This is a genomic window from Rhodococcus sp. 06-1474-1B (genome assembly GCF_002258885.1).
In the GTDB taxonomy this organism is placed as follows: domain Bacteria; phylum Actinomycetota; class Actinomycetes; order Mycobacteriales; family Mycobacteriaceae; genus Rhodococcoides; species Rhodococcoides fascians.
In genome coordinates this window covers 271536-291018 of record NZ_NOYR01000023.1, presented here as the reverse complement: position 1 = coordinate 291018, position 19483 = coordinate 271536, and the positions used below count along the sequence as shown (strand labels likewise).

The window sequence follows — 19483 nt, the reverse complement described above, 5'->3', positions numbered from 1 at the left end:
GCGTATCCCCCTACGCCGCTGCGCGAACGACGGCGGTGACCTGCTCGGCCGACAGGTCCGCGAGCGCCACGTATCCGCCTCCGAGACAGCCGGCGAAGTCCGCGGCCAATCCCAGCCGCACCATGCCCGACTCGCAGTCGACGACGACCGACGCGATCTTGTCCGCCGCGATGCGGCCGGCGGCGATTCGCGCCCGACCGACGGGATCGGTGCCGCCCGTGGCACGCCCATCCGTCAGAGCGACCACCAACGCGCGCCGCAGCGGGTCTCGAACCTTCTCGCGCAGCACCAACTCTCGTGCGGTCAGGAATCCCTGCGCCAACGGAGACTTGCCCCCGGTCTTCATCTTTCGCAGCCGCGTCACGGCGACATCGACCGAGGACGTCGGCGGCAGTACTGTCTCGGCCTCGGTGCCGCGCACGGTGATGACCGCGACCTTGTCGCGCCGTTGATAGGCGTCACGGAGCAGTGAGAGCACCGCACCCGTCACCGCCGACAGTCGATCTCGCGCAGCCATGGATCCCGACGCGTCGACGACGAAGACGATGAGATTGCCCTCGCGTCCCTCCTTGACGGCTCCGCGCAGGTCCTCGGGTGCCAGTCGCAGCCGCCCGGACGTGCGCCCACGCACCACCTGCTGCTCGGCTGCCGCGAACAACGTACCGATCAGATGCAGACCCCGGCCCGGTTCGACGGTGGGACGAACCGACCGTCCGTACGAGGACCTCGACCGCGAGCGCCTACCCGGAGCACCTTCACCGACCCCCGGGAGTTCGATGAGCCGCGCCTTGAACTGCGCGCCCGGCGTTCCCGCCTGCCGATCGCTGCCCGCACCGGTCGGGGCCTTGTCCTGGCTGTCGGCCGGTTCCTGCGGCGCGTCGGATTCCGTACTCGACGGCGCGTCGGAATTTTCCGCCGCGTCGGGCTTCGGTGCTCCGCCGTCACCGTCGGGATCCGGTTCCGGCTCGGGATCGGGTTGCTGCTCGGCCTGTTCGGCGGCGTCGCGCATGGCGTCGTCGAGCTGCTTGTCGTCTATACCCGGCTCGTCGAAGGGGTCGCGTCGACGCCTGTGCGGTAGCGCCAATTCGGCCGCGACGCGCACGTCCTCCTCGGTCACCTCGCTCGCACCTCGCCACGCAGCGTGGGCCGAGGCCGTACGCGCGACCACCAGGTCTGCGCGCATACCGTCGACGTCGAACGATGCGCACAGCGCGGCGATGCGCCGAAGTTCCTTGTCGCTCAACACCACATCGTCGAGGATCGTGCGTGCGGCCACGATCTGCGCTGCAACGGCGGCGTCCTCGTCGACGTACGCGGCCGCGAACGCGTGGGGATCACGCTCGTAGTTCATACGCCTGCGCACGACGTTCATGCGCACGTCCACATCACGCGACGCGGTGACCTCGACCGCCAGACCGAATCGGTCGAGCAACTGTGGCCGGAGCTCTCCCTCCTCGGGATTCATCGTGCCCACGAGGACGAATTGTGCTGGGTGAGAATGCGATACGCCGTCTCGTTCGACATGTACGCGACCCATCGCCGCCGCGTCGAGCAGGACGTCCACAAGATGGTCGTGCAACAGGTTCACTTCGTCGACGTAGAGCACGCCGCGGTGTGCTGCTGCGAGCAGGCCGGGTTGGAATGCTCGTTCCCCGTCGCGCAGTACCTTCTCGAGATCGATGGACCCCACCACGCGGTCCTCGGTCGCTCCCACCGGAAGCTCGACCAGCTTGGCCGGGCGGGCACCGTCCTCGTCCTCGACGGCCGGCAGCAGAGTTGCGAGCGCGCGAACCACCGTCGATTTCGCGGTCCCCTTCTCGCCGCGCACCAGCACACCGCCGATACCGGGGTGCACCGCGCACAGGATCAACGACAACCGCAGCTGATCCTGACCGACGATCGCACTGAACGGATACCCCGGTTCGGGGACACTGCTCTCTCGCTGCACAACCAATTCCCTTCGTGCTCGGAGTTCCGCGCCGAGCGTTCGGTGGACTACACGAAGCCGGGCGGCGATCTGGCTGACAGGAGAACACTCCTGATCACAGTGGCGGGACCGCGCCTGATTCTCACAGGACTTCTCCGCACTCGACTTCGAACGGAACACTACCGCCGAACGAACGAATGCCACACACGCCTGGACGTGTGTGGCATTCGTAGCCTCGGATCCGAACGGGCTGTTACGCCTCGCTCCAGGCGGTGCCGCCACCGCGACGCATCGGAGTATGCGGAATACCGTCCTCGAGCACTTCCTCGCCGTCGGGCAGGAAGCCGTGCTTGGCGTACATGTCGACGAGGTAGCTCTGCGCGTTGATCCGGCACGGTGCCGAACCGACCTCGGCCAGGGCGGCCCGCAGAATTCGCGTGGTGTGTCCCTGTCCCCTGGCCGAACGCTGGGTGCACAAGCGGCCGATACGGAACGCCTTCTCGCCGTCGTCGTGCTCCTCGAGCAGACGCAGAGTGCACACCACTTCGCCGTCTCGTTCGAGCCAGAAGTGCCGCGTCTCGGTCAGCAGGTCACGTCCGTCCAACTCCGGATAGGCGCAGGCCTGCTCGACCACGAACACCTCGACACGCAGCTTCAACAGGTCGTACAACGTGCTGTTGGACAGGTCTAGTGCCCACGATCGTTTGAGAGCTGCTGCTTGCGTATTCATACCTTTTGCTATCACACACCCGTGTGCTGTGCGAGCTCACGCGAACTTTCCAGCTCCAGCGTCTTCGAGGTCCAGGCCCAGACCTCGTCGAACAGCGAGCTGTTCTGAGCCAGTTTGACCCCCAGGGACGGGACCATTTCCTTGAGCTTGGGCTGCCACGCGTCGTACTTGTCTCCGAAGCACCGCTGCAGCACGTCCAGCATGGCCGGTACGGCTGTCGATGCGCCGGGAGAGGCACCGAGCAGGCCCGCGATGCTGCCGTCGGCAGCGTTGACCACAGCGGTACCGAACTCGAGAACGCCGCCGCGTCCCTTCTTCCGGATCACCTGCACACGCTGGCCGGCCGTGACCAGCTCCCAGTCCTTGGCGACGACGGTCGGCGCGAACTCCCGCAGAGTCTCGACCCGATCGGCCTGCGACTGAGCCAACTCGCTCACCAGGTACTTCACGAGCCCGAGCTCGGTCACGCCGACGCCGAGCATCGACATCAGGTTGCCCGGCTTGACCGAGCCGGGCAGATCGGTGATCTTGCCCTGCTTGAGGAACTTCGGTGACCATCCCGCGTACGGTCCGAACAACAATCCCTGCTGGCCGTTGATGACGCGCGTGTCGAGGTGCGGCACCGACATCGGCGGTGCTCCCACCGAGGCCTTTCCATACACCTTGGCCGAGTGCTGCTCGATCAGCTCGGGGTTGGTGCACCGCAGCCATTCGCCGCTGACGGGGAATCCGCCGAAGCCCTTGATCTCGGCGATGCCCGACTTCTGCAGCAGGTGCAGCGCGCCGCCGCCCGCCCCGACGAACACGAACTTGGCGTTGACGTTCTTCTTGGCACCGGTGCGCTGGTTCGCCACCTTGACGTCCCACGTGCCGTCGGACTGCTTGGTGATGTTGCGCACATCGTGCCCGAAGTGCACGGTGCCACCCGCAGCGGACAGGTAGTTCAGCAGCTGCTTGGTGAGCGCACCGAAGTCGACGTCGGTGCCTTCCTGACTCCAGTTGAGCGCAACCGGATCGGAGAAGTCACGGCCACGAGCCATCAGCGGCAGTCGCGCGGTGAACTCGTCCTTGGAATCGATGTACTCCATGCCGGCGAACAAGGGGTTGCCGACGAGCGCCTCGTAGCGCGCCCGCAGGTACTTCACGTTGTCCTCGCCGTGCACGAAGCTCACGTGCGGGATCGGATTGATGAAGTTCTTGGCGTCGGAGAGGACGCCGGTCTCGATGCCGTGGGCCCAGAACTGCCGCGAGACCTGGAACTGCTCGTTGACGTTGAGCGCCTTGGCGATATCGACGCTGCCGTCCTTGTTCTGCGGCGTGTAATTGAGCTCGCAGAGCGCCGAATGCCCGGTGCCCGCGTTGTTCCACGCGTCGCTGCTCTCGGCCGCTGCGGCGTCGAGACGTTCGTAGACGTCGATCGACCAGTTCGGCTCGAGCTGACGGAGCAGCGCACCGAGGGTGGCGCTCATGATTCCGGCACCGACCAGAACGACGTCGGTCTTGATCCGCTTACCCTGCTCATCTGTGGACACTGGAGAATCGACTTCCTTGTCTGTAAAGGTCTCGGCCGGTGGCGGTATCGGTCCGAGAACTCTTCTGTAGAGGGTTACTCACCCGATGCGGTCAGGTTACTAGCTGGGCCTACCCCATCGGACACCACGTCAACCTGCTCTCGATTGTGCTCCTCGGACGCTGTCGGCGGCGCCCACTACAGTTGTGATCTGTGACTACCTGGGTTCCCGATGTCCTCGGCGACGGCTACGAACAGACGACCATCCCACTCGGAGACGATCCGGACGGCGAGGGCCAGGTCGAGGCCACTCTGGTGCGGTATCAACCGCCGGGTGTCGCCAACTTCGACCGCGCGGTCATCTATGTCCACGGGTTCACCGACTACTTCTTCCAGCGACACATCGCCGAGCATTTCGCCGCCAAGGGATACGCGTTCTACGCGCTTGACCTGCGCAAATGTGGACGATCGCGCCGTGAGGGCCAGACCGCACACTTCGTCACCGATCTGGCGATGTACGACGCCGAGCTGAACGAGGCGCTGAGCCTGGTGCGCGCCGAGCGCGCGGACGCGCCGGTGCTGCTGATGGCGCACTCCACCGGTGGCCTCGTGTTGCCGCTGTGGCTCAACCGTCTCAACCGTCAGGAAGGCGGCTCGTCCGGGTTGGGCCTGGCAGGCGTCGTCCTCAACAGCCCCTGGTTCGACCTGCAGGGCCCGCCTGCGATACGTAGCGTCGGTACCGCGGCGATCGACGTCATCGGCAGATTCCGGGCCAAGACCCCGGTTCCCGGGGGCGGCTTGGACACCTACGGCCTTTCCCTCGCGGCATCGGAGCAGGGCGAGTGGGATTACGACCTGGACTGGAAACCCCTCGCCGGCTTCCCCATCACCTTCGGCTGGATCCGTGCGGTCCGGCACGGGCATGCCGAGCTGCACCGCGGCCTCGATATCGGAATTCCCTCGCTGATCCTTCGCTCGAAAGTGACGCATTTCTCTCGCCGCTACAGCTCGGCCGTCGACGCGGCCGATGCCGTTCTCGACGTCCGGCAGATCGCCCGTTGGGCCGGCTGCCTGGGTGATCGAACCTCCATCGTCCCCATCGAGGGCGCACGCCACGACGTCTTCCTGTCCACCGAGGGCCCTCGCGCCCAGGCCTTCGAGGAAATGGACGAATGGCTCGAGTGGTTGCACCGAGGAGAGAAGACCGACCACGCGTCGGGCAAGGACCACACCGAGATCGGACACATTTCATGACTGAGCACTTCGACGTCGTCATCATCGGCTCCGGCTCGGGAAACTCGATCGTCGATCAGAGGTTCGACGACAAGAAGGTCGCCCTGATCGAGGAGAATTCGACGTTCGGCGGAACCTGCCTCAACGTCGGCTGTATCCCCACCAAGATGTACGTCTACGCGGCCGAGGTCGCCCGTACCGTGCGAGATTCCGCCAAGTACGGCATCGATGCACACGTCGACGCGGTCCGCTGGCCGGACATCGTCGAGCGGGTATTCGGACGCATCGACCCCATCTCCGAGGGCGGTAAGCGATACCGGGCCGAGGGCAGCCCCAACGTGACGCTGTTCCAGGGTCACGCGAGCTTTGTCGGGCCGCGCACCATCGACACCGGAACCGGCACGACCATCACGGCCGACCGGATCGTCATCGCGGCCGGCTCGCGTCCCATCGTGCCGCAATCGATCGAAGATTCCGGTGTCGACTACCACACCAACAACGACGTCATGCGTTTACCGGCACTGCCCGAACACCTCGTGATCCTCGGATCCGGTTACATCGCAGCCGAATTCGCGCACGTCTTCTCCGCACTCGGGTCGAAGGTATCGATCGTCGCCCGCAAGGATTCGCTGCTGCGCGCGTTGGATGCCGATATCGCGAAGCGATTCACCGAGCTCGCCCGGGCCAAGTGGGACGTTCACCTCGACTCCGGTGACACGCGCGGGATTTCGGAGGGCGGACTGCACGGCGTCGAACTCTCGGACGGCACCAAGGTCCTCGGAGACGCGTTTCTCGTGGCCGTCGGCCGCCAGCCCAACGGCGACCGACTGAATCTCGGTGCTGCCGGGATCGAGCTGGACGACGAGGGCCGCATCGTGGTCGACGAGTTCGGCCGCACCACCGCCGAGGGCGTGTTCGCACTGGGCGACGTCTCCTCGCCGTATCAGCTCAAGCATGTGGCCAACCAGGAAGCGCGCGTCGTCCAGTACAACCTGTTGCAGGACGCCTGGCACGGCGACACGTCCGCGTTGCGTACCTACGATCACCGCTTCGTTCCCGCTGCCGTGTTCACCGATCCGCAGATCGCGGAGGTGGGTATGACCGAGGAACAGGCCAGAGACGCAGGGCTCGACATCACGGTGAAGGTCCAAGACTACGGCGACGTCGCCTTCGGCTGGGCGATGGAGGACAGCGAAGGGCTGTGCAAGATCATTGCCGAGAAGGGCACCGGCAAGATACTCGGGGCTCACATCATCGGAGCTCAGGCCCCGACTCTCATCCAGCCGCTCATCCAGGCGATGAGCTTCGGACTGTCCGCCCAGGACATGGCCCGTGGTCAGTACTGGATCCACCCAGGACTGCCCGAGGTGGTCGAGAACGCCCTCCTGGGCCTCGACCTGTAGGTTTCGATCACCAGGGGCTGGTGCGGAGCACGATCTCCGTGGCCAGCGCCGCCGGGGCGTCGGCCGCGACATGTTCGACGCCGTCGAGCGCGACGACCCGAAAGTCCGAGTAGACGAAGCGGCCGCTGTTGTCGGCGGACGAACGCATCTCGGAGTTGCCGATGACCAGCGTCGTCGGCAACTCGATTGCGGGGCAATCGGCGTCCCGCACGATGCCCCGATGGTCGGCGATCGCCGGGTGGCAACGATCCACGGCGATGAGGCTGGCAAACCGACCGAAAGTCTTCGCCGCCAGTCTCCAGGCCGATTCCGCACCGGCACCGCTCCCGACGAGGTGGACCCACGACAGCTTCAGCTCGTCCAGCAAGGCGAGAACAGCGTCGTCCCCCACTCCGTCGATGTCTTCCACCGCAACGGTTTTCAGATCCGAGTTGTGCAAGCGCTCGCTCACCGAGTCGTAGACATCGACCGAATCGCCGATGTCCGGCAACAGGAGCACGGCGTGCCGACTGTCCGGTCCCGCTACTCGTACCGAAACAGACCCGCCCGCAGCACTCACATGCGTGAACTCCATGGGGACGACGGTACTGCCTCTTGCCAGAACCACGCACCGGTTCTATGGTTAGTTGCATGAGTAATGAACCAGTGAGGTACCGAACCTCGCCGCCGCGGCGGTGGCTCTGATGGACGAGGGCAGGCCGATCTTCCTGCAGATCGCCGAGCTCGTCGAGAACTCGATCATCGACGGCTCCCTGGCCGAGGAAGAACAGGTTCCCTCCACCAACGAGCTCGCCGCGTTCCATCGCATCAATCCGGCCACAGCGGGCAAAGGGCTCGCGAAGCTCGTCGCCGACGGCGTCGTCTACAAGAAACGAGGGATCGGGATGTTCGTCACCACAGGCGCACGGGACGCACTCCGGTTCCGTCGACGCGATCTGTTCGCCCGTCAGTACATCGACCCGCTGGTCACCGAGGCACGCAAGCTCGGAATGACCGTGGACGAACTCAAGACCATGCTCGACAACTGGGAGGCAGCGCGATGAGCATCCACGATATCGGTACGCCCGACGAACTCCGCCGCGTCGTTGCGTCGGCCACACACCTGACCAAGAAGTTCGGCTCGTTCACCGCCGTCGACGACGTGAGCTTCGAGATCGAACGCAACAAGATCTACGGCTTCCTCGGCCGCAACGGAGCAGGCAAGACCACCGTCATGCAGATGATGACCGCCCAGATGCGCGAAAGTGATGGTGGGATCTCGGTATTCGGCGAACGCCCGTGGGAGAACCCACGCGCTCTGAGTCACGTGTGCTTCGTCAAGGAAAGCCAGAAGTATCCCGACGATCTGAAGGTCAAGAACGCCATTGCGCAGGCCTCCCACATTCTTCCGCACTGGGACAACGACTTCGCCGCCGAATTGCTGCGCGATTTCGACCTCCCGTTGGGTCGCAAGATCAAGAAGCTCTCTCGCGGAATGACGTCGGCACTCGGAATCGTCATCGGTCTCGCGTCCCGAGCGCCACTCACCTTCTTCGACGAGCCCTACCTGGGGCTGGACGCAGTCTCACGACACATGTTCTACGACCGGCTGCTGACCGACTACGCGGAGAACCCCCGAACGGTCGTTCTGTCGACGCACCTCATAGACGAGGTCAGCAATCTGATCGAGCACGTGATTCTCATCGACAAGGGAAGAATTCTGCTCGACGCCGAGTCGGACGATCTGCGCGAGAGAGCATTCGAGATCACCGGTCCGACCGAGGCTGTCGACCGGTTCGCTGCAGAGCATCGAATCTTGCACAGAACTGCTCTCGGCTCGACAGCCCGAGCGACGATCGACGGGCGACTGAACGATCACCAGCAATCCCTCGGCGTGGCGTCCGGTCTCAGCATCGAACCGATTCCGTTGCAGCAGTTGATCATCGATCGAACCACTGCCCATTCCGGCTCTATCCACGAGTCGACCACCGCCGAGGAGGCCTTGTCATGAAGCGAATATTGAACGTAGCTCGGGTCCACAACACCTCCTGGGCAACCACATTCGCGTGGCCCCTGGGAATTCTCGTCGCAGTGTTCGTGATCACCTACGGCATCTTCTCGGTAGTTCCGGAAAGCGATTCGGATTTCAGCTTCAGCGGCGGCGTGTTCTCGGTCTATGGGTTCGCTATTGCCTTCTACGTCACGGCTATCACCCAGTGCTTCCCGTACGCACTGAGCCTGAGCATCACGCGTCGCGAATTCCTCACTGCGACAGCACTGGTGGGGGTAGCACAATCGGTCGCCCTCGGCACGATCGTCTACCTGTTGTCGGTCGTCGAAGCCGCGACCGGCGGCTTCGGACTGAAGATCCGCATGTTCGGTCTGGCCCGCTACGCCACCGACAACCCGCTCCTGCAGTGGCTGACTCTGGTGATCGGGCTACTACTGATCGGGTCCATCGGGGCGTTCGTCGGAGTCGTCTACCGGCGCTTCCGCACGAACGGTCTGTTCACGCTCGGACTCGCCGGCCTCGTCGTCTTCGGAGGCGGCGCGATCGTGATCACGTGGCAGAACTGGTGGCCCGACGTCGTAACGTTCTTCACCGACACCCCACGCGTGCTTCTGCTGGTGGTCGTTCCGCTCGTGATCACCGGGATCTTCTCGACCGTCAGTTGGATGGGCTTGCTCAAAGCATCTGCGTGACGATCTTGCTCGTCGAGCCGTCGACGCCGTTCTCTATCAGATCGAGAACGGCGTCGATATCGATGTTGCTGTCCACCAGATCCGCCAGCAGATCCAACTGCTGTTCCCGTAGGGCCGCAACCGACGTGTCGGACGCAACCTCGAATCCCGCGCGACCCGCCTTCACTGCCACCCAGGCGAGAAAGGATCGACGGAAATCATCGGATTCGAGGAGTCCGTGCCAGTGAGTTCCCACGACACCGCCACGCACACTGCCCTCGCCGACGCCCCCCGCGGTCGTCAGCAGGGCATCGTCTCCGTTCCGGACCACTCGTCCATGGTGAATTTCGTACCCCCGCACGGGATCCGAGCCGAATGCGACGGAACGACCACTCACCTGCACGAGTACCTTCTCGGCCGCGAATTCGATGTCGAGATCGAGCAATCCCAGTCCCTCGACCGTTCCGACGCCCGACTCCACGGAATCAGAGATGGTTCGGCCCAACATCTGGTAACCGCCGCAGATGCCGAGAACCGGCCTCCCCGCAGCGGCGCGCTCGGAAAGGGCACGAGCAAGACCGGTGCGCCGCAACCATTCCAGATCCGACACCGTGGACTTGCTGCCGGGTACGACCACCAAATCCGCATCCTCGAGCCGAGAAGGCTCGGTGACCCAATGCACCGACACTCCGGGCTCGCACGCCAGCGCCTCGACATCGGTCGTGTTGGAGATCCTCGGCAATCGCACCGCCGCCACCCGCAGCCACTGCGAGCCGAGCGGAGGACGGGGCCTGCCCACGGGCGCATCGGGAACGGTGCCGAGCGAATCCTCCGCGTCCATCCACAACCCGTCGGCGAACGGAACGACTCCGTACGTCGGCCGCCCGGTCAACGTCCGCAACTGGTCGAGCCCCGGTGCCAACAGAGCCGAATCACCCCGAAACTTGTTGATCACGAACCCTGCCACCAGAGCCTGATCCTCGGGTGACAACACCGCCACCGTCCCGAACAGGTGCGCCAGCACTCCCCCGCGGTCGATGTCGCCCACCACGATCACCGGCAGCGACGCCGCCCTCGCCAACCCCATGTTGGCCAGATCGGTGGCGCGTAGATTGATCTCGGCCGGTGAACCGGCACCCTCGCAGATCACCACGTCGAATTCGGCACGTAGCGAGGACAACTCGTCGGCGACCACATGCCGGAGCGCCTGCCGATGTTCGATGTAGTTGCTCGCACTCACCTGGGCCACCGCACGCCCGCGCACCACCAACTGCGACGTCCGATCACTGCCGGGCTTGAGCAACACCGGATTGAACCGCACGCTGGGCTCGAGGCCACAGGCGGCCGCCTGCATCGCCTGAGCCCGGCCGATCTCGCCGCCGTCCAACGTGACGACCGAGTTGTTCGACATGTTCTGCGCCTTGAACGGGGCCACCCGAACACCCCGCCGCGCCAGCATCCGGCACAGGCCGGCTACCAACACACTCTTGCCTGCATCGGAGGTAGTGCCGGCAACCAGCAGAGCGCCTTTCACGGCAGTATCAGATTTCTATTCACTCCGCAGGCTCCGCTCACGGCAGTATCAGATTTCTATTCACTCCGCAGGCTCCGCTCACGGCAGTGTCAGGATCTCGCAACCCGTCTCGGTCACCACGAGCGTGTGCTCGAACTGGGCCGTCCACTTACGGTCGTGTGTGACCACCGTCCAGCCGTCGTCCCACATCTCGGCGTTGATCGTGCCCAGGTTGATCATCGGTTCGATGGTGAACGTCATGCCCGGCTCGATGATGGTCTCCACCGACGGCTGGTCGTAGTGCAGCACGACGAGGCCGTTGTGGAACGTCGTACCGATGCCGTGGCCGGTGAAGTCCTCCACCACGCCGTAGCCGAAACGGTGCGCATAGGACTCGATCACTCGCCCGACCACGTTCAGGGCGCGCCCCGGCTTGACCGCCTTGATGGCACGCATCGTCGCTTCGTGGGTCCGCTCGACGAGCAGGCGCGCCTCCTCGGACACGTCTCCTGCCAGGAACGTCGCGTTGGTGTCGCCGTGCACACCATCGATGTACGCGGTGACGTCGATGTTGACGATGTCCCCGTCCTCGATCACCGTCGAATCGGGAATGCCGTGGCAGATGACCTCGTTCAGCGAGGTGCAGCACGATTTCGGAAAACCCTTGTAGCCCAACGTGGACGGGTAGGCGCCGTGGTCGACCATGTATTCGTGTGCAATACGGTCGAGCTCATCGGTGGTCACTCCCGGTGCCACGGCCCGGCCCGCTTCCTGCAGAGCGCGAGCCGCGATCTTCGACGCCACGCGCATCTTCTCGATGACCTCGGGGGTCTGCACCCACGGCTCGCTGCCTTCGTTCACGGTCGACTTCCACGCGTATTCGGGTCGCTCGATCGACTTCGGCACGGAGAGGACGGGCGAGACGACGCCTGGCACGAGTGGCTGACGGGGCTTGCTCTCGGCGGTGACAGACATGCCGTCCAGAGTAGTCGTCGCAACCGTGTCCGGAAGAACCAGCGCTGCTGGTCGAGGCCACCGAATCCGCAACCGCGCGACGGGATATGATCTGGGTCACGTTCGCCGTCGACGTACCCGAACCGAGGAAGGAAGCGTCGTGGTCCATTCCAGTCTGTTGCGCCCCCGGGACGGCGATGCCCTTCGCGCCGAACTACGCCAGGTCGCCGCGACGTCCGCCGTGCCCGTCGTGTTCGGCGGGGAAGTGTCCTCGGAAACGCTGCACCTGAGCGAATTTCACGGCACCCGCACGCGTGGGCTGGACGGGCTCGCCATCCCGCCCAGGTCCGGTCTCGGTGGCCGGGTCATGGACCAACGTCGGCCCGCGGCCGTCAGTGATTACGGCGCGTCGATGTCGATCACCCACCACTTCGACCGGCCGGTCCTCGGCGAGGGCCTCAAGTCGATCCTGGCGGTGCCGGTTGTCGTCGCCGGAGCAGCCCGCATGGTCATGTACGCAGCGGTGCGAGAACGCGGCCCCCTCGGTGATCGAGTCGGCGACATCATGACCGCCGCAGCCCGGCGCCTCGGTCAGGAGATCGCCATCCGGGACGAGGTCGACCGCAGGGTGCGCCTCATGGAAAGTGCGCGGGCCACGTCGGACGGGAACCTCTCGCGGACGGCCGAGTTGCGCGGTGTGCACGACGAGCTCGCCGAGCTCGCTCGGTCGATCGGAGACGCGGCGGTCAAGCACAGACTGGACGCGGTCACCGCGCGACTGGCAGCAACACTCGGTCGGACGGCGAACCAGGACAGCGACTCCGGCGACTCGCAGGCATTGACGCCACGCGAGATCGACGTCATCTCGCAGGTCGCGCTCGGTTGCACCAACGTCGAAGTCGCGGCACGGCTGTCGATCGGTGCCGAGACGGTGAAGTCCTATCTCCGCAGCGTGATGCGAAAAACCGACTCGCACACTCGATACGAAGCGGTTCTCGCGTGTCGTCGACTCGGGCTGCTGTCGGGCTGAACCCGGCCCACCGGCGCAGCGCTCAGTACCCGGGCGGAAGCTGCTCGAACATCTCCCGGGTGACGGCGACCGCATTGTCCGAGCTGCCGCCGCGTACCACCAAGGTCGCGAAGGCGATGTCGCCTCGGTAACCGACGAACCACGAGTGCGATCCGCCCTCGACCTCTGCTTCTCCGGTCTTGCCGTACACCTCGCCCTGGTCGGCGATCCGCTCTGCGGTGCCGCTGGTGACCACCGAGCGCATCATGCCGCGTAACCCGTCGACCATGGCAGGTTCTATCGGTGGATGATCGCCGGTGATGGCGGTTTCCCGTCCGACCAGAAGATTGGGAACCGGTGTGGAGCCGTGGGCAACCGTCGCGGCGGCCAGTGCCATCCCGAAGGTCGAGACCACCACCTTGCCCTGGCCGAATCCGTCCTCGGTGCGCTGGACGAGTTCGTCCGCGGGCGGGACCGAACCCGAGTCGGTCGGCAAGCCCACAACGTCGTAGTCCGGACCGACGCCGAACTGGGACGCGGCCACAGTCAACGCGTCGGGCGACATCTCGCTCGCCAGCTTCGCGAAGGAGGTGTTGCACGATCGGGTGAACGCGGTGCTCATGGTCACGTCACCGAGGGCGAACTCGTTGTAGTTGGGGACGCTTCGTTCGCCGATCTCGATACGACCGGGGCACGGAACGGTGCTCCCCGGGGTCGCGAGTCCGCTGGAGATCGCCGCCCCGGCAGTGATGATCTTGAACGTCGAACCTGGTGGGTAGAGACCGGCCGACGCGACCGGACCGTCCCGATCGGCGGCCGGATTCTGCGCCACAGCGAGGATGGCCCCGGTGGACGGCTGAATGACCACCGTCATGGCCTGCTCGGCCCTGGCGTTCACTGCTCGTTGGGCCGCGACCTGAATATTCCGATCGAGGCTGATCGAGAAGGACGGTGCCGGCTCGGGCGGGGTGTCGGTAAGGACGTCGATGTCGACGCCGTTGCGGTTGCTGGTCACCACGCTCCAGCCGGCCTTGCCGTCGACGTCGTCTATGACGGCCTTCTTGACCTGGCCCACCAGGTCCGGCGCGAAGGTGGGGTCGGTGGACACGAGATCCGATTCGTCGGACGCCGTGACACCGGGAATCTCGGTCAGCGCCGCCGAGATGGGTTCGAAGTCGCTGTCTCGCAGCAGCGCCACCGGGTAGTCGCCATCGACCGAAGTCGCCGACTCCACGATCGACTGGGCCGTGATCGACGCATCGAACGGTGTCAGCAGTGTCGACAACGCCGTCGCCGAGGCCACGACGTTGTTCGCGGCCGAGGCGTCGAACTTGATTCGATGTACGACCCCGGGCACCAGGACGTCGGTGCCGGAGCGCTCGTTGACGCGAGCGCGTGGTGCAGCCGTCGAGCGCAAGGCCATGGTCTGCGTGTCGCCGAGCTTCGGGTGGATATCCGAGGCGGTCCACCGCACCACCCACTCTCCCGCACTCCGACCCATGTTCAGTTGGCCGTCGTACGTCCACACCCGATCCTTGGGCAGCTGCCAACGGTAGGTGTAGCCGACCGTGGCGGTGTCGCCGTCGACTCGAACCGACGTCGTCTCGGCGTCGAGGGCCTCTGCTTGGAGATTGGTCCACGCCTCGCTCAGCGCAGCGGCCGCGGCGTCCGGCTTGTCGGTATCGGCGGCGGCCGTGGGGATGTCGTTGGCCTCGAAGGCCGCGAGGAAAGCCTGAGCTGCGGGCTCCGGACCGTCGGGCTTGGGTGTACACCCAGTGAGGCAGGCACCGACGACGGCACCGATCACGGTCACCACGCCCAGCCGTCCGCGCATCCAGGTCGCATCACGTGATCTCATTGCGCCCCATCGTAATACGGCCGGTGCGTCGACCACGGCAACGAATCGCGTTTCGGGACAGGCCGATCGAGCGACCGTTCTCAGTCCAGCAGCACCGTGGTGAACGTCGCCACTTGCGTCAAACCGATTTTCGCGTAGGCCCGGCGCGCGACGTAGTTGAAGCTGTTGACGTACAGGCTCGCAGTACGCCCCTGGCGGACGACCGAGTTCACCACGGTCGCCGTTCCGGATGCACCCAGGCCGTGCCCGCGTCGGTCCGGGTGCACCCATACCCCTTGGATTTGCCCGACCGTCCCGGACTGCGAGCCGATCTCGGCCTTGAACACCACGCGGCCGTCCTCGAATCTGGCCCAGGCACGTTGCGCTGCAATGAGACTGGCGATCCGACGCCGGTATCCCCTACCGCCGTCGTTCAGTCGCGGGTCGACGCCGACCTCTTCGATGAACATGGCAACGGCCGCGGTCAGATACACGTCCAGCTCGTCGGGTCGAACGAGCCGAACGAGAGGATCAGGCGAGATGGACGACGGTACCGACGTGGCCAACAACGGTTGCTCACCGCGCACCTCTCGCGCCGGACCCCAATCCGTCTCGAGCATTTCCCACAATGGAAGCGTCAACTCCGCTCTGCCGACCAACGACGAGCACAGACGCGGCCCACGGCACGCGCGGTCCGCGAAGGAACGAAGATCGTCGCTGGAACCGAGCAACGGAACCAGATTCGCACCGTAGAAGCACAGCGACTCGTCCGGACCGCCTCTGCTCCACATCTCGCCGTGGAACGACCTCGGATCGAGGCCCGATTCCTGCACGCGCGCGGCAACCATGCAGGTTGCAACGGGGTCGGCGTCGAGCACCCGGAGCACGTGCGCGACGTCCCGATTACCGAGAGGCTTCGCGCCGAGGAGCTTGAGCACCTACCGACCTCCTGACCCACCTACCGCGTACGCACCGATTCTGAAGCGAATCATTCCAGACAATGTGTTCCCCCGGTGGCAGAGCGGCAAACCGGACGCCGAACAGGTGTACCCGCTCAGCTGACGGTGACCACCGGCGCGCCACCGCTGGCGATCTCGTCCTTCTCGAACTCCTCGGCGATGCGCATCGCTTCCTCGATCAACGTCTCCACGATCTGCGCTTCGGGGACCGTCTTGATGACCTTGCCCTTGACGAAGATCTGGCCCTTGCCGTTGCCCGACGCAACACCGAGGTCGGCGTCGCGGGCCTCGCCCGGCCCGTTCACGACGCAGCCCATGACCGCGACGCGTAGCGGGATCTCCATGCCTTCGAGTCCGGCAGTCACCTCGTCGGCGAGGGTGTAGACGTCGACCTGTGCGCGCCCACACGAGGGGCAGGACACGATCTCGAGTTTGCGGGGGCGCAGATTGAACGATTGCAAGATCTGGTTTCCCACCTTGATCTCCTCCGCCGGCGGTGCCGACAGGGAAACTCGGATGGTGTCGCCGATGCCCTTGGACAACAAGGCCCCGAAGGCCACAGCGGACTTGATGGTCCCCTGGAAAGCCGGTCCCGCTTCGGTGACACCGAGGTGCAGTGGGTAGTCGCACTGTGCCGCCAACTGCTCGTACGCAGCGACCATGATGACGGGGTCGTTGTGCTTGACCGAGATCTTGATGTTGCCGAAACCGTGCTCCTCGAACAGGCCTGCTTCCCACAGCGCGGATTCGACGAGCGCCTCGGGTGTCGCCTTGCCGTACTTCTTCATCAGCCGCGGGTCGAGGGAGCCTGCGTTGACACCGATGCGGATCGGAATGTTCGCGTCACCGGCCGCCTTGGCGACCTCCTTGACGCGGCCGTCGAACTCCTTGATGTTGCCCGGGTTGACGCGCACCGCTGCGCACCCGGCGTCGATGGCCGCGAAGATGTACTTCGGTTGGAAGTGGATGTCGGCGATCACCGGAATCTGGCTCTTCTTGGCGATGATCGACAGCGCGTCGGCGTCGTCCTGTGTGGGGCACGCAACACGAACGATGTCGCAACCCGACGCCGTCAGCTCTGCAATCTGCTGCAGGGTGGCGTTGATGTCGTGGGTCTTGGTGGTGCACATCGATTGCACCGAGATGGGGCTCTCGCTTCCGACACCCACCGACCCGACCTGGAGCTGCCTGGTCTTTCGACGTGGCGCGAGTACGGGCACCGGCGGTGCGGGCATTCCCAATCCGACTGACACGGACACAGTGGCCTTCTTTCCTAGCTACGACTGTCGAGTCTACTTAGAACAATTGAATCGGGTTGACGATGTCCGCCGTGAGCGTCAACAAGGAGAACCCGATGAAAACGATGATGACCACGTAGGTGACGGGCATCAGTTTCATGTAGTCCACCGGCGCACCGTCGGGCAGGCCGCGACGATTGCGGAAAATGTTGCGGATGCGCTCGTAGATGGTCACGGCGATATGGCCACCATCGAGCGGCAACAGCGGCACGATGTTGAACACACCGAGGAAGAAGTTGAGCGACGCCAGCAGCCCGACGAACGTCTGCCAGTTGTCGTTTTCCACGGCCTGGCCACCGATGACACTGGCTCCGACGACACTCATCGGCGTGTCGAGCCCTCGTTCACCGCCGAAGATCGAATCCCACAGTGCCTCCACCTTGCTCGGCAACTGCACCAACGCTTTCCCGGTCTGCACGAAGATGTCCCCGGTGAAAACAAAGGTCTCGGGCACCGCTTCGATCGGGTTGTATCGAATGTTCGGCGGTGGACCGCCGGTGACGCCGATCGCTCCCACGGTTGTCGAGTTCTTCGCTTTGGTCTCAGGATCGACGACGTAGCGCTGAACCTGAAGGATCGGAACGCTCAGAGTCTGCGAAGCACCGTCGCGATCGACTGTCAGATCGGCCGACCCGGTCGAGTCCCGAATGGCGAGAACGACGTCGGACCAGGTCTCTGTCGGCTGACCGTTCACCGCAGTGATGATGTCGCCCGTGCGCAGTCCGGCTTCAGCAGCCGGACCGTCTCCCGAACACGGCGCAAGTTCACCGTCCTCGGTCTGGGACGTGCTGACACAACCGATGCCCTGGACCGTCGTTGTCGGCGTCACCCGATCCGGCGTGCCCCAGCCGAGCACCAACACGTAGACCAGCACGATTCCCAGCACGAAGTTCATGGCGATGCCGCCGACCATGACGACGATGCGCTTCCATGTCTTCTGGCGGTACATTGCGCGCTCGACCTCGTCGGGCGCGAGCTCGTCGATGGCGGTCATGCCGGCGATGTCGCAGAACCCGCCTGCCGGAATGGCTTTGAGTCCGTACTCGGTCTCCCCGCGACGGAAGGAGAAGATCTTCGGGCCGAACCCGATGTAGTAGCGGCGAACCTTCATGCCGAGCGCTTTCGCGGTCCACATGTGTCCAGCCTCGTGCAGCGCGATCGATACCCCGATTCCGACGGCGAACAGCACGACACCCAGAGCGAACACCATGTGTCAGAGGCCTTTCGGTTTCAGTAGTTCACGGGCGTGGGCCCGGGCCCAGGAGTCCGCCGCGAGTACGTCGTCGACGTCCCTGGGAGCCGTCGACCAGTCCTGCCCGCCGTCGCCCAGTACCGCGCGCACCGTCTCGACGATCTGCGGAAATTCGATCCTGTCGGCCAGGAACGCTTCTGCTGCGATTTCGTTGGACGCGTTGTACACCGCAGTCATGCACCCACCCATGATCCCGGCCTCACGCGCCAGCTGCACCGCCGGAAACACTCGGTCGTCGAGTGGCTCGAAGTCCCAGGAGAATGCGGTCGTGAAGTCGAGTGCACGAGCGACGTCGGGCACTCGATCGGGCCAGCCGAGGGCCAGCCCGATCGGCAACTTCATGTCCGGTGGACTGGCCTGAGCGATGGTCGAACCGTCGACGAACGTCACCATCGAGTGCACGATGGACTGCCGGTGCACGGTGACGTCGATTTTCTCGTAGGGCACACCGAACAGCAGGTGCGCCTCGATCAGTTCCAGACCTTTGTTGACCAGTGTCGCCGAGTTCAACGTGTTCATCGGCCCCATCGACCAGGTGGGATGCGCGGCGGCCTGCTCCGGCATGACCGACTTCAGTTCGCTCTCGCTCCACCCTCGAAACGGACCTCCCGATGCAGTGAGAACCAGTCGATCCACTTCGCCGCGCGAACCGCTGCGCAGGCACTGGGCGAGCGCGGAGTGCTCGGAGTCGACCGGCACGATCTGACCGGGGGCTGCGGCGGCGAGAACCAGCTCGCCGCCGGCGACCAGGGATTCCTTGTTGGCCAACGCCAGGCGCGCACCGCTGTTCAGCGCGGCCAGGGTCGGTTCGAGGCCGAGAGAACCCACGAGGGCATTGAGCACGACGTCCGCCGGGGTCGACTCGACCAGCTCGGTCACTGCTCGCGGACCACTCAGCACTCCGGGGAAATCGAGCTCGGCGGCGGCCTCGGGCTGGGCGACGGCTACCCGTCGGACACCGGTCTCCGCGATCTGGCGACGGAGCAGTTCGATGTTTCCACCGCCCGCAGCCAGCCCGACCACGACGAAGCGGTCCGGGTTGGCGGCGATGACGTCGAGCGCTTGGGTTCCGATCGACCCGGTACTTCCCAGCAACAGCACACGTATCGGCTCGGGGCGATCCGAGTTGGTCGTTCGCTCACGATGGTCTGGCACCGGTCCATTGTTGCCTACCGAGGCTGAGAAACCCCTATGTGC

At 64.9% G+C, this 19483-nt stretch carries 17 protein-coding genes and 1 riboswitch; of the genes, 6 read left to right on the top strand and 11 right to left on the bottom strand.

Annotated features, from left to right (window positions below):
• Window positions 1-10: 10 nt before the first annotated feature.
• From CH266_RS11605 to mqo, 3 genes are all read right to left on the bottom strand, one after another.
• A complete protein-coding gene (locus CH266_RS11605) occupies window positions 11-1948 on the bottom strand; it encodes a magnesium chelatase subunit D family protein (RefSeq protein ID WP_441347049.1) in 1938 nt (645 codons plus the stop codon).
• A gap of 54 nt (window positions 1949-2002) precedes the next feature.
• A riboswitch (adenosylcobalamin-variant (AdoCbl-variant) riboswitch) is annotated at window positions 2003-2095 on the bottom strand.
• An 85-nt stretch (window positions 2096-2180) separates the two neighbouring features.
• Window positions 2181-2657, bottom strand: a complete 477-nt coding sequence (locus CH266_RS11600) for a GNAT family N-acetyltransferase (RefSeq protein WP_027496727.1) — start codon at window positions 2655-2657, stop codon at window positions 2181-2183.
• An 11-nt stretch (window positions 2658-2668) separates the two neighbouring features.
• Entirely contained in the window at window positions 2669-4189 is a 1521-nt protein-coding gene (mqo, locus tag CH266_RS11595; RefSeq protein WP_094715313.1) for a malate dehydrogenase (quinone), read from the bottom strand.
• A gap of 191 nt (window positions 4190-4380) precedes the next feature.
• On the opposite strand from mqo, the gene CH266_RS11590 reads away from it, so the two are divergent.
• Window positions 4381-5421, top strand: a complete 1041-nt coding sequence (locus CH266_RS11590) for an alpha/beta hydrolase (RefSeq protein ID WP_032383400.1) — start codon at window positions 4381-4383, stop codon at window positions 5419-5421.
• Complete coding sequence (gene mtr, locus CH266_RS11585; RefSeq protein WP_094715312.1) at window positions 5418-6803, top strand: mycothione reductase; 1386 nt, start codon at window positions 5418-5420, stop codon at window positions 6801-6803. The genes CH266_RS11590 and mtr overlap by 4 nt, the downstream gene beginning before the upstream one ends.
• A gap of 7 nt (window positions 6804-6810) precedes the next feature.
• Here the strand turns inward: mtr and CH266_RS11580 are convergent, their stop codons facing one another.
• The gene (locus CH266_RS11580) at window positions 6811-7377 is read right to left on the bottom strand and encodes an alpha/beta fold hydrolase (RefSeq protein WP_094715311.1); all 567 of its coding nucleotides are present in this window, start codon (window positions 7375-7377) and stop codon (window positions 6811-6813) included.
• Window positions 7378-7483: 106 nt separating this feature from the next.
• Between CH266_RS11580 and CH266_RS11575 the strand changes: the two genes are divergently transcribed.
• Genes CH266_RS11575 through CH266_RS11565 form a run of 3 tightly spaced genes read left to right on the top strand, consistent with a single transcriptional unit; the run spans window position 7484 to window position 9485 of the window.
• Window positions 7484-7846, top strand: a complete 363-nt coding sequence (locus CH266_RS11575; RefSeq protein WP_027496722.1) for a GntR family transcriptional regulator — start codon at window positions 7484-7486, stop codon at window positions 7844-7846.
• Entirely contained in the window at window positions 7843-8793 is a 951-nt protein-coding gene (locus CH266_RS11570; protein WP_094715310.1) for an ABC transporter ATP-binding protein, read from the top strand. The genes CH266_RS11575 and CH266_RS11570 overlap by 4 nt, the downstream gene beginning before the upstream one ends.
• Window positions 8790-9485, top strand: a complete 696-nt coding sequence (locus CH266_RS11565; protein ID WP_094715309.1) for an ABC transporter permease — start codon at window positions 8790-8792, stop codon at window positions 9483-9485. The genes CH266_RS11570 and CH266_RS11565 overlap by 4 nt, the downstream gene beginning before the upstream one ends.
• Here CH266_RS11565 and CH266_RS11560 read toward each other — a convergent pair.
• The gene (locus CH266_RS11560; RefSeq protein ID WP_094715308.1) at window positions 9469-10998 is read right to left on the bottom strand and encodes a cobyric acid synthase; all 1530 of its coding nucleotides are present in this window, start codon (window positions 10996-10998) and stop codon (window positions 9469-9471) included. The genes CH266_RS11565 and CH266_RS11560 overlap by 17 nt on opposite strands.
• A 78-nt stretch (window positions 10999-11076) precedes the next feature.
• Window positions 11077-11952 carry a type I methionyl aminopeptidase gene (gene map / locus CH266_RS11555; RefSeq protein WP_052055004.1) on the bottom strand — a complete coding sequence of 292 codons (876 nt, stop codon included), beginning with the start codon at window positions 11950-11952 and terminating at the stop codon, window positions 11077-11079.
• A gap of 139 nt (window positions 11953-12091) precedes the next feature.
• Between map and CH266_RS11550 the strand changes: the two genes are divergently transcribed.
• Complete coding sequence (locus CH266_RS11550; RefSeq protein ID WP_032383405.1) at window positions 12092-12961, top strand: helix-turn-helix transcriptional regulator; 870 nt, start codon at window positions 12092-12094, stop codon at window positions 12959-12961.
• A 22-nt stretch (window positions 12962-12983) separates the two neighbouring features.
• Here CH266_RS11550 and CH266_RS11545 read toward each other — a convergent pair whose 3' ends face one another.
• The 5 genes from CH266_RS11545 to dxr all read right to left on the bottom strand — a co-directional run bounded on the left by CH266_RS11545 (window position 12984) and on the right by dxr (window position 19387).
• Complete coding sequence (locus tag CH266_RS11545; protein WP_094715307.1) at window positions 12984-14774, bottom strand: penicillin-binding transpeptidase domain-containing protein; 1791 nt, start codon at window positions 14772-14774, stop codon at window positions 12984-12986.
• A 104-nt stretch (window positions 14775-14878) separates the two neighbouring features.
• Window positions 14879-15715 carry a GNAT family N-acetyltransferase gene (locus CH266_RS11540; protein WP_032366413.1) on the bottom strand — a complete coding sequence of 279 codons (837 nt, stop codon included), beginning with the start codon at window positions 15713-15715 and terminating at the stop codon, window positions 14879-14881.
• A gap of 116 nt (window positions 15716-15831) precedes the next feature.
• Complete coding sequence (gene ispG, locus CH266_RS11535; RefSeq protein WP_032370959.1) at window positions 15832-16971, bottom strand: flavodoxin-dependent (E)-4-hydroxy-3-methylbut-2-enyl-diphosphate synthase; 1140 nt, start codon at window positions 16969-16971, stop codon at window positions 15832-15834.
• A gap of 61 nt (window positions 16972-17032) precedes the next feature.
• The gene (locus CH266_RS11530; RefSeq protein WP_032370793.1) at window positions 17033-18244 is read right to left on the bottom strand and encodes a M50 family metallopeptidase; all 1212 of its coding nucleotides are present in this window, start codon (window positions 18242-18244) and stop codon (window positions 17033-17035) included.
• Between the two features lie 3 nt (window positions 18245-18247).
• Window positions 18248-19387 carry a 1-deoxy-D-xylulose-5-phosphate reductoisomerase gene (gene dxr, locus CH266_RS11525; RefSeq protein ID WP_032383582.1) on the bottom strand — a complete coding sequence of 380 codons (1140 nt, stop codon included), beginning with the start codon at window positions 19385-19387 and terminating at the stop codon, window positions 18248-18250.
• Between the last annotated feature and the right edge of the window lie 96 nt (window positions 19388-19483).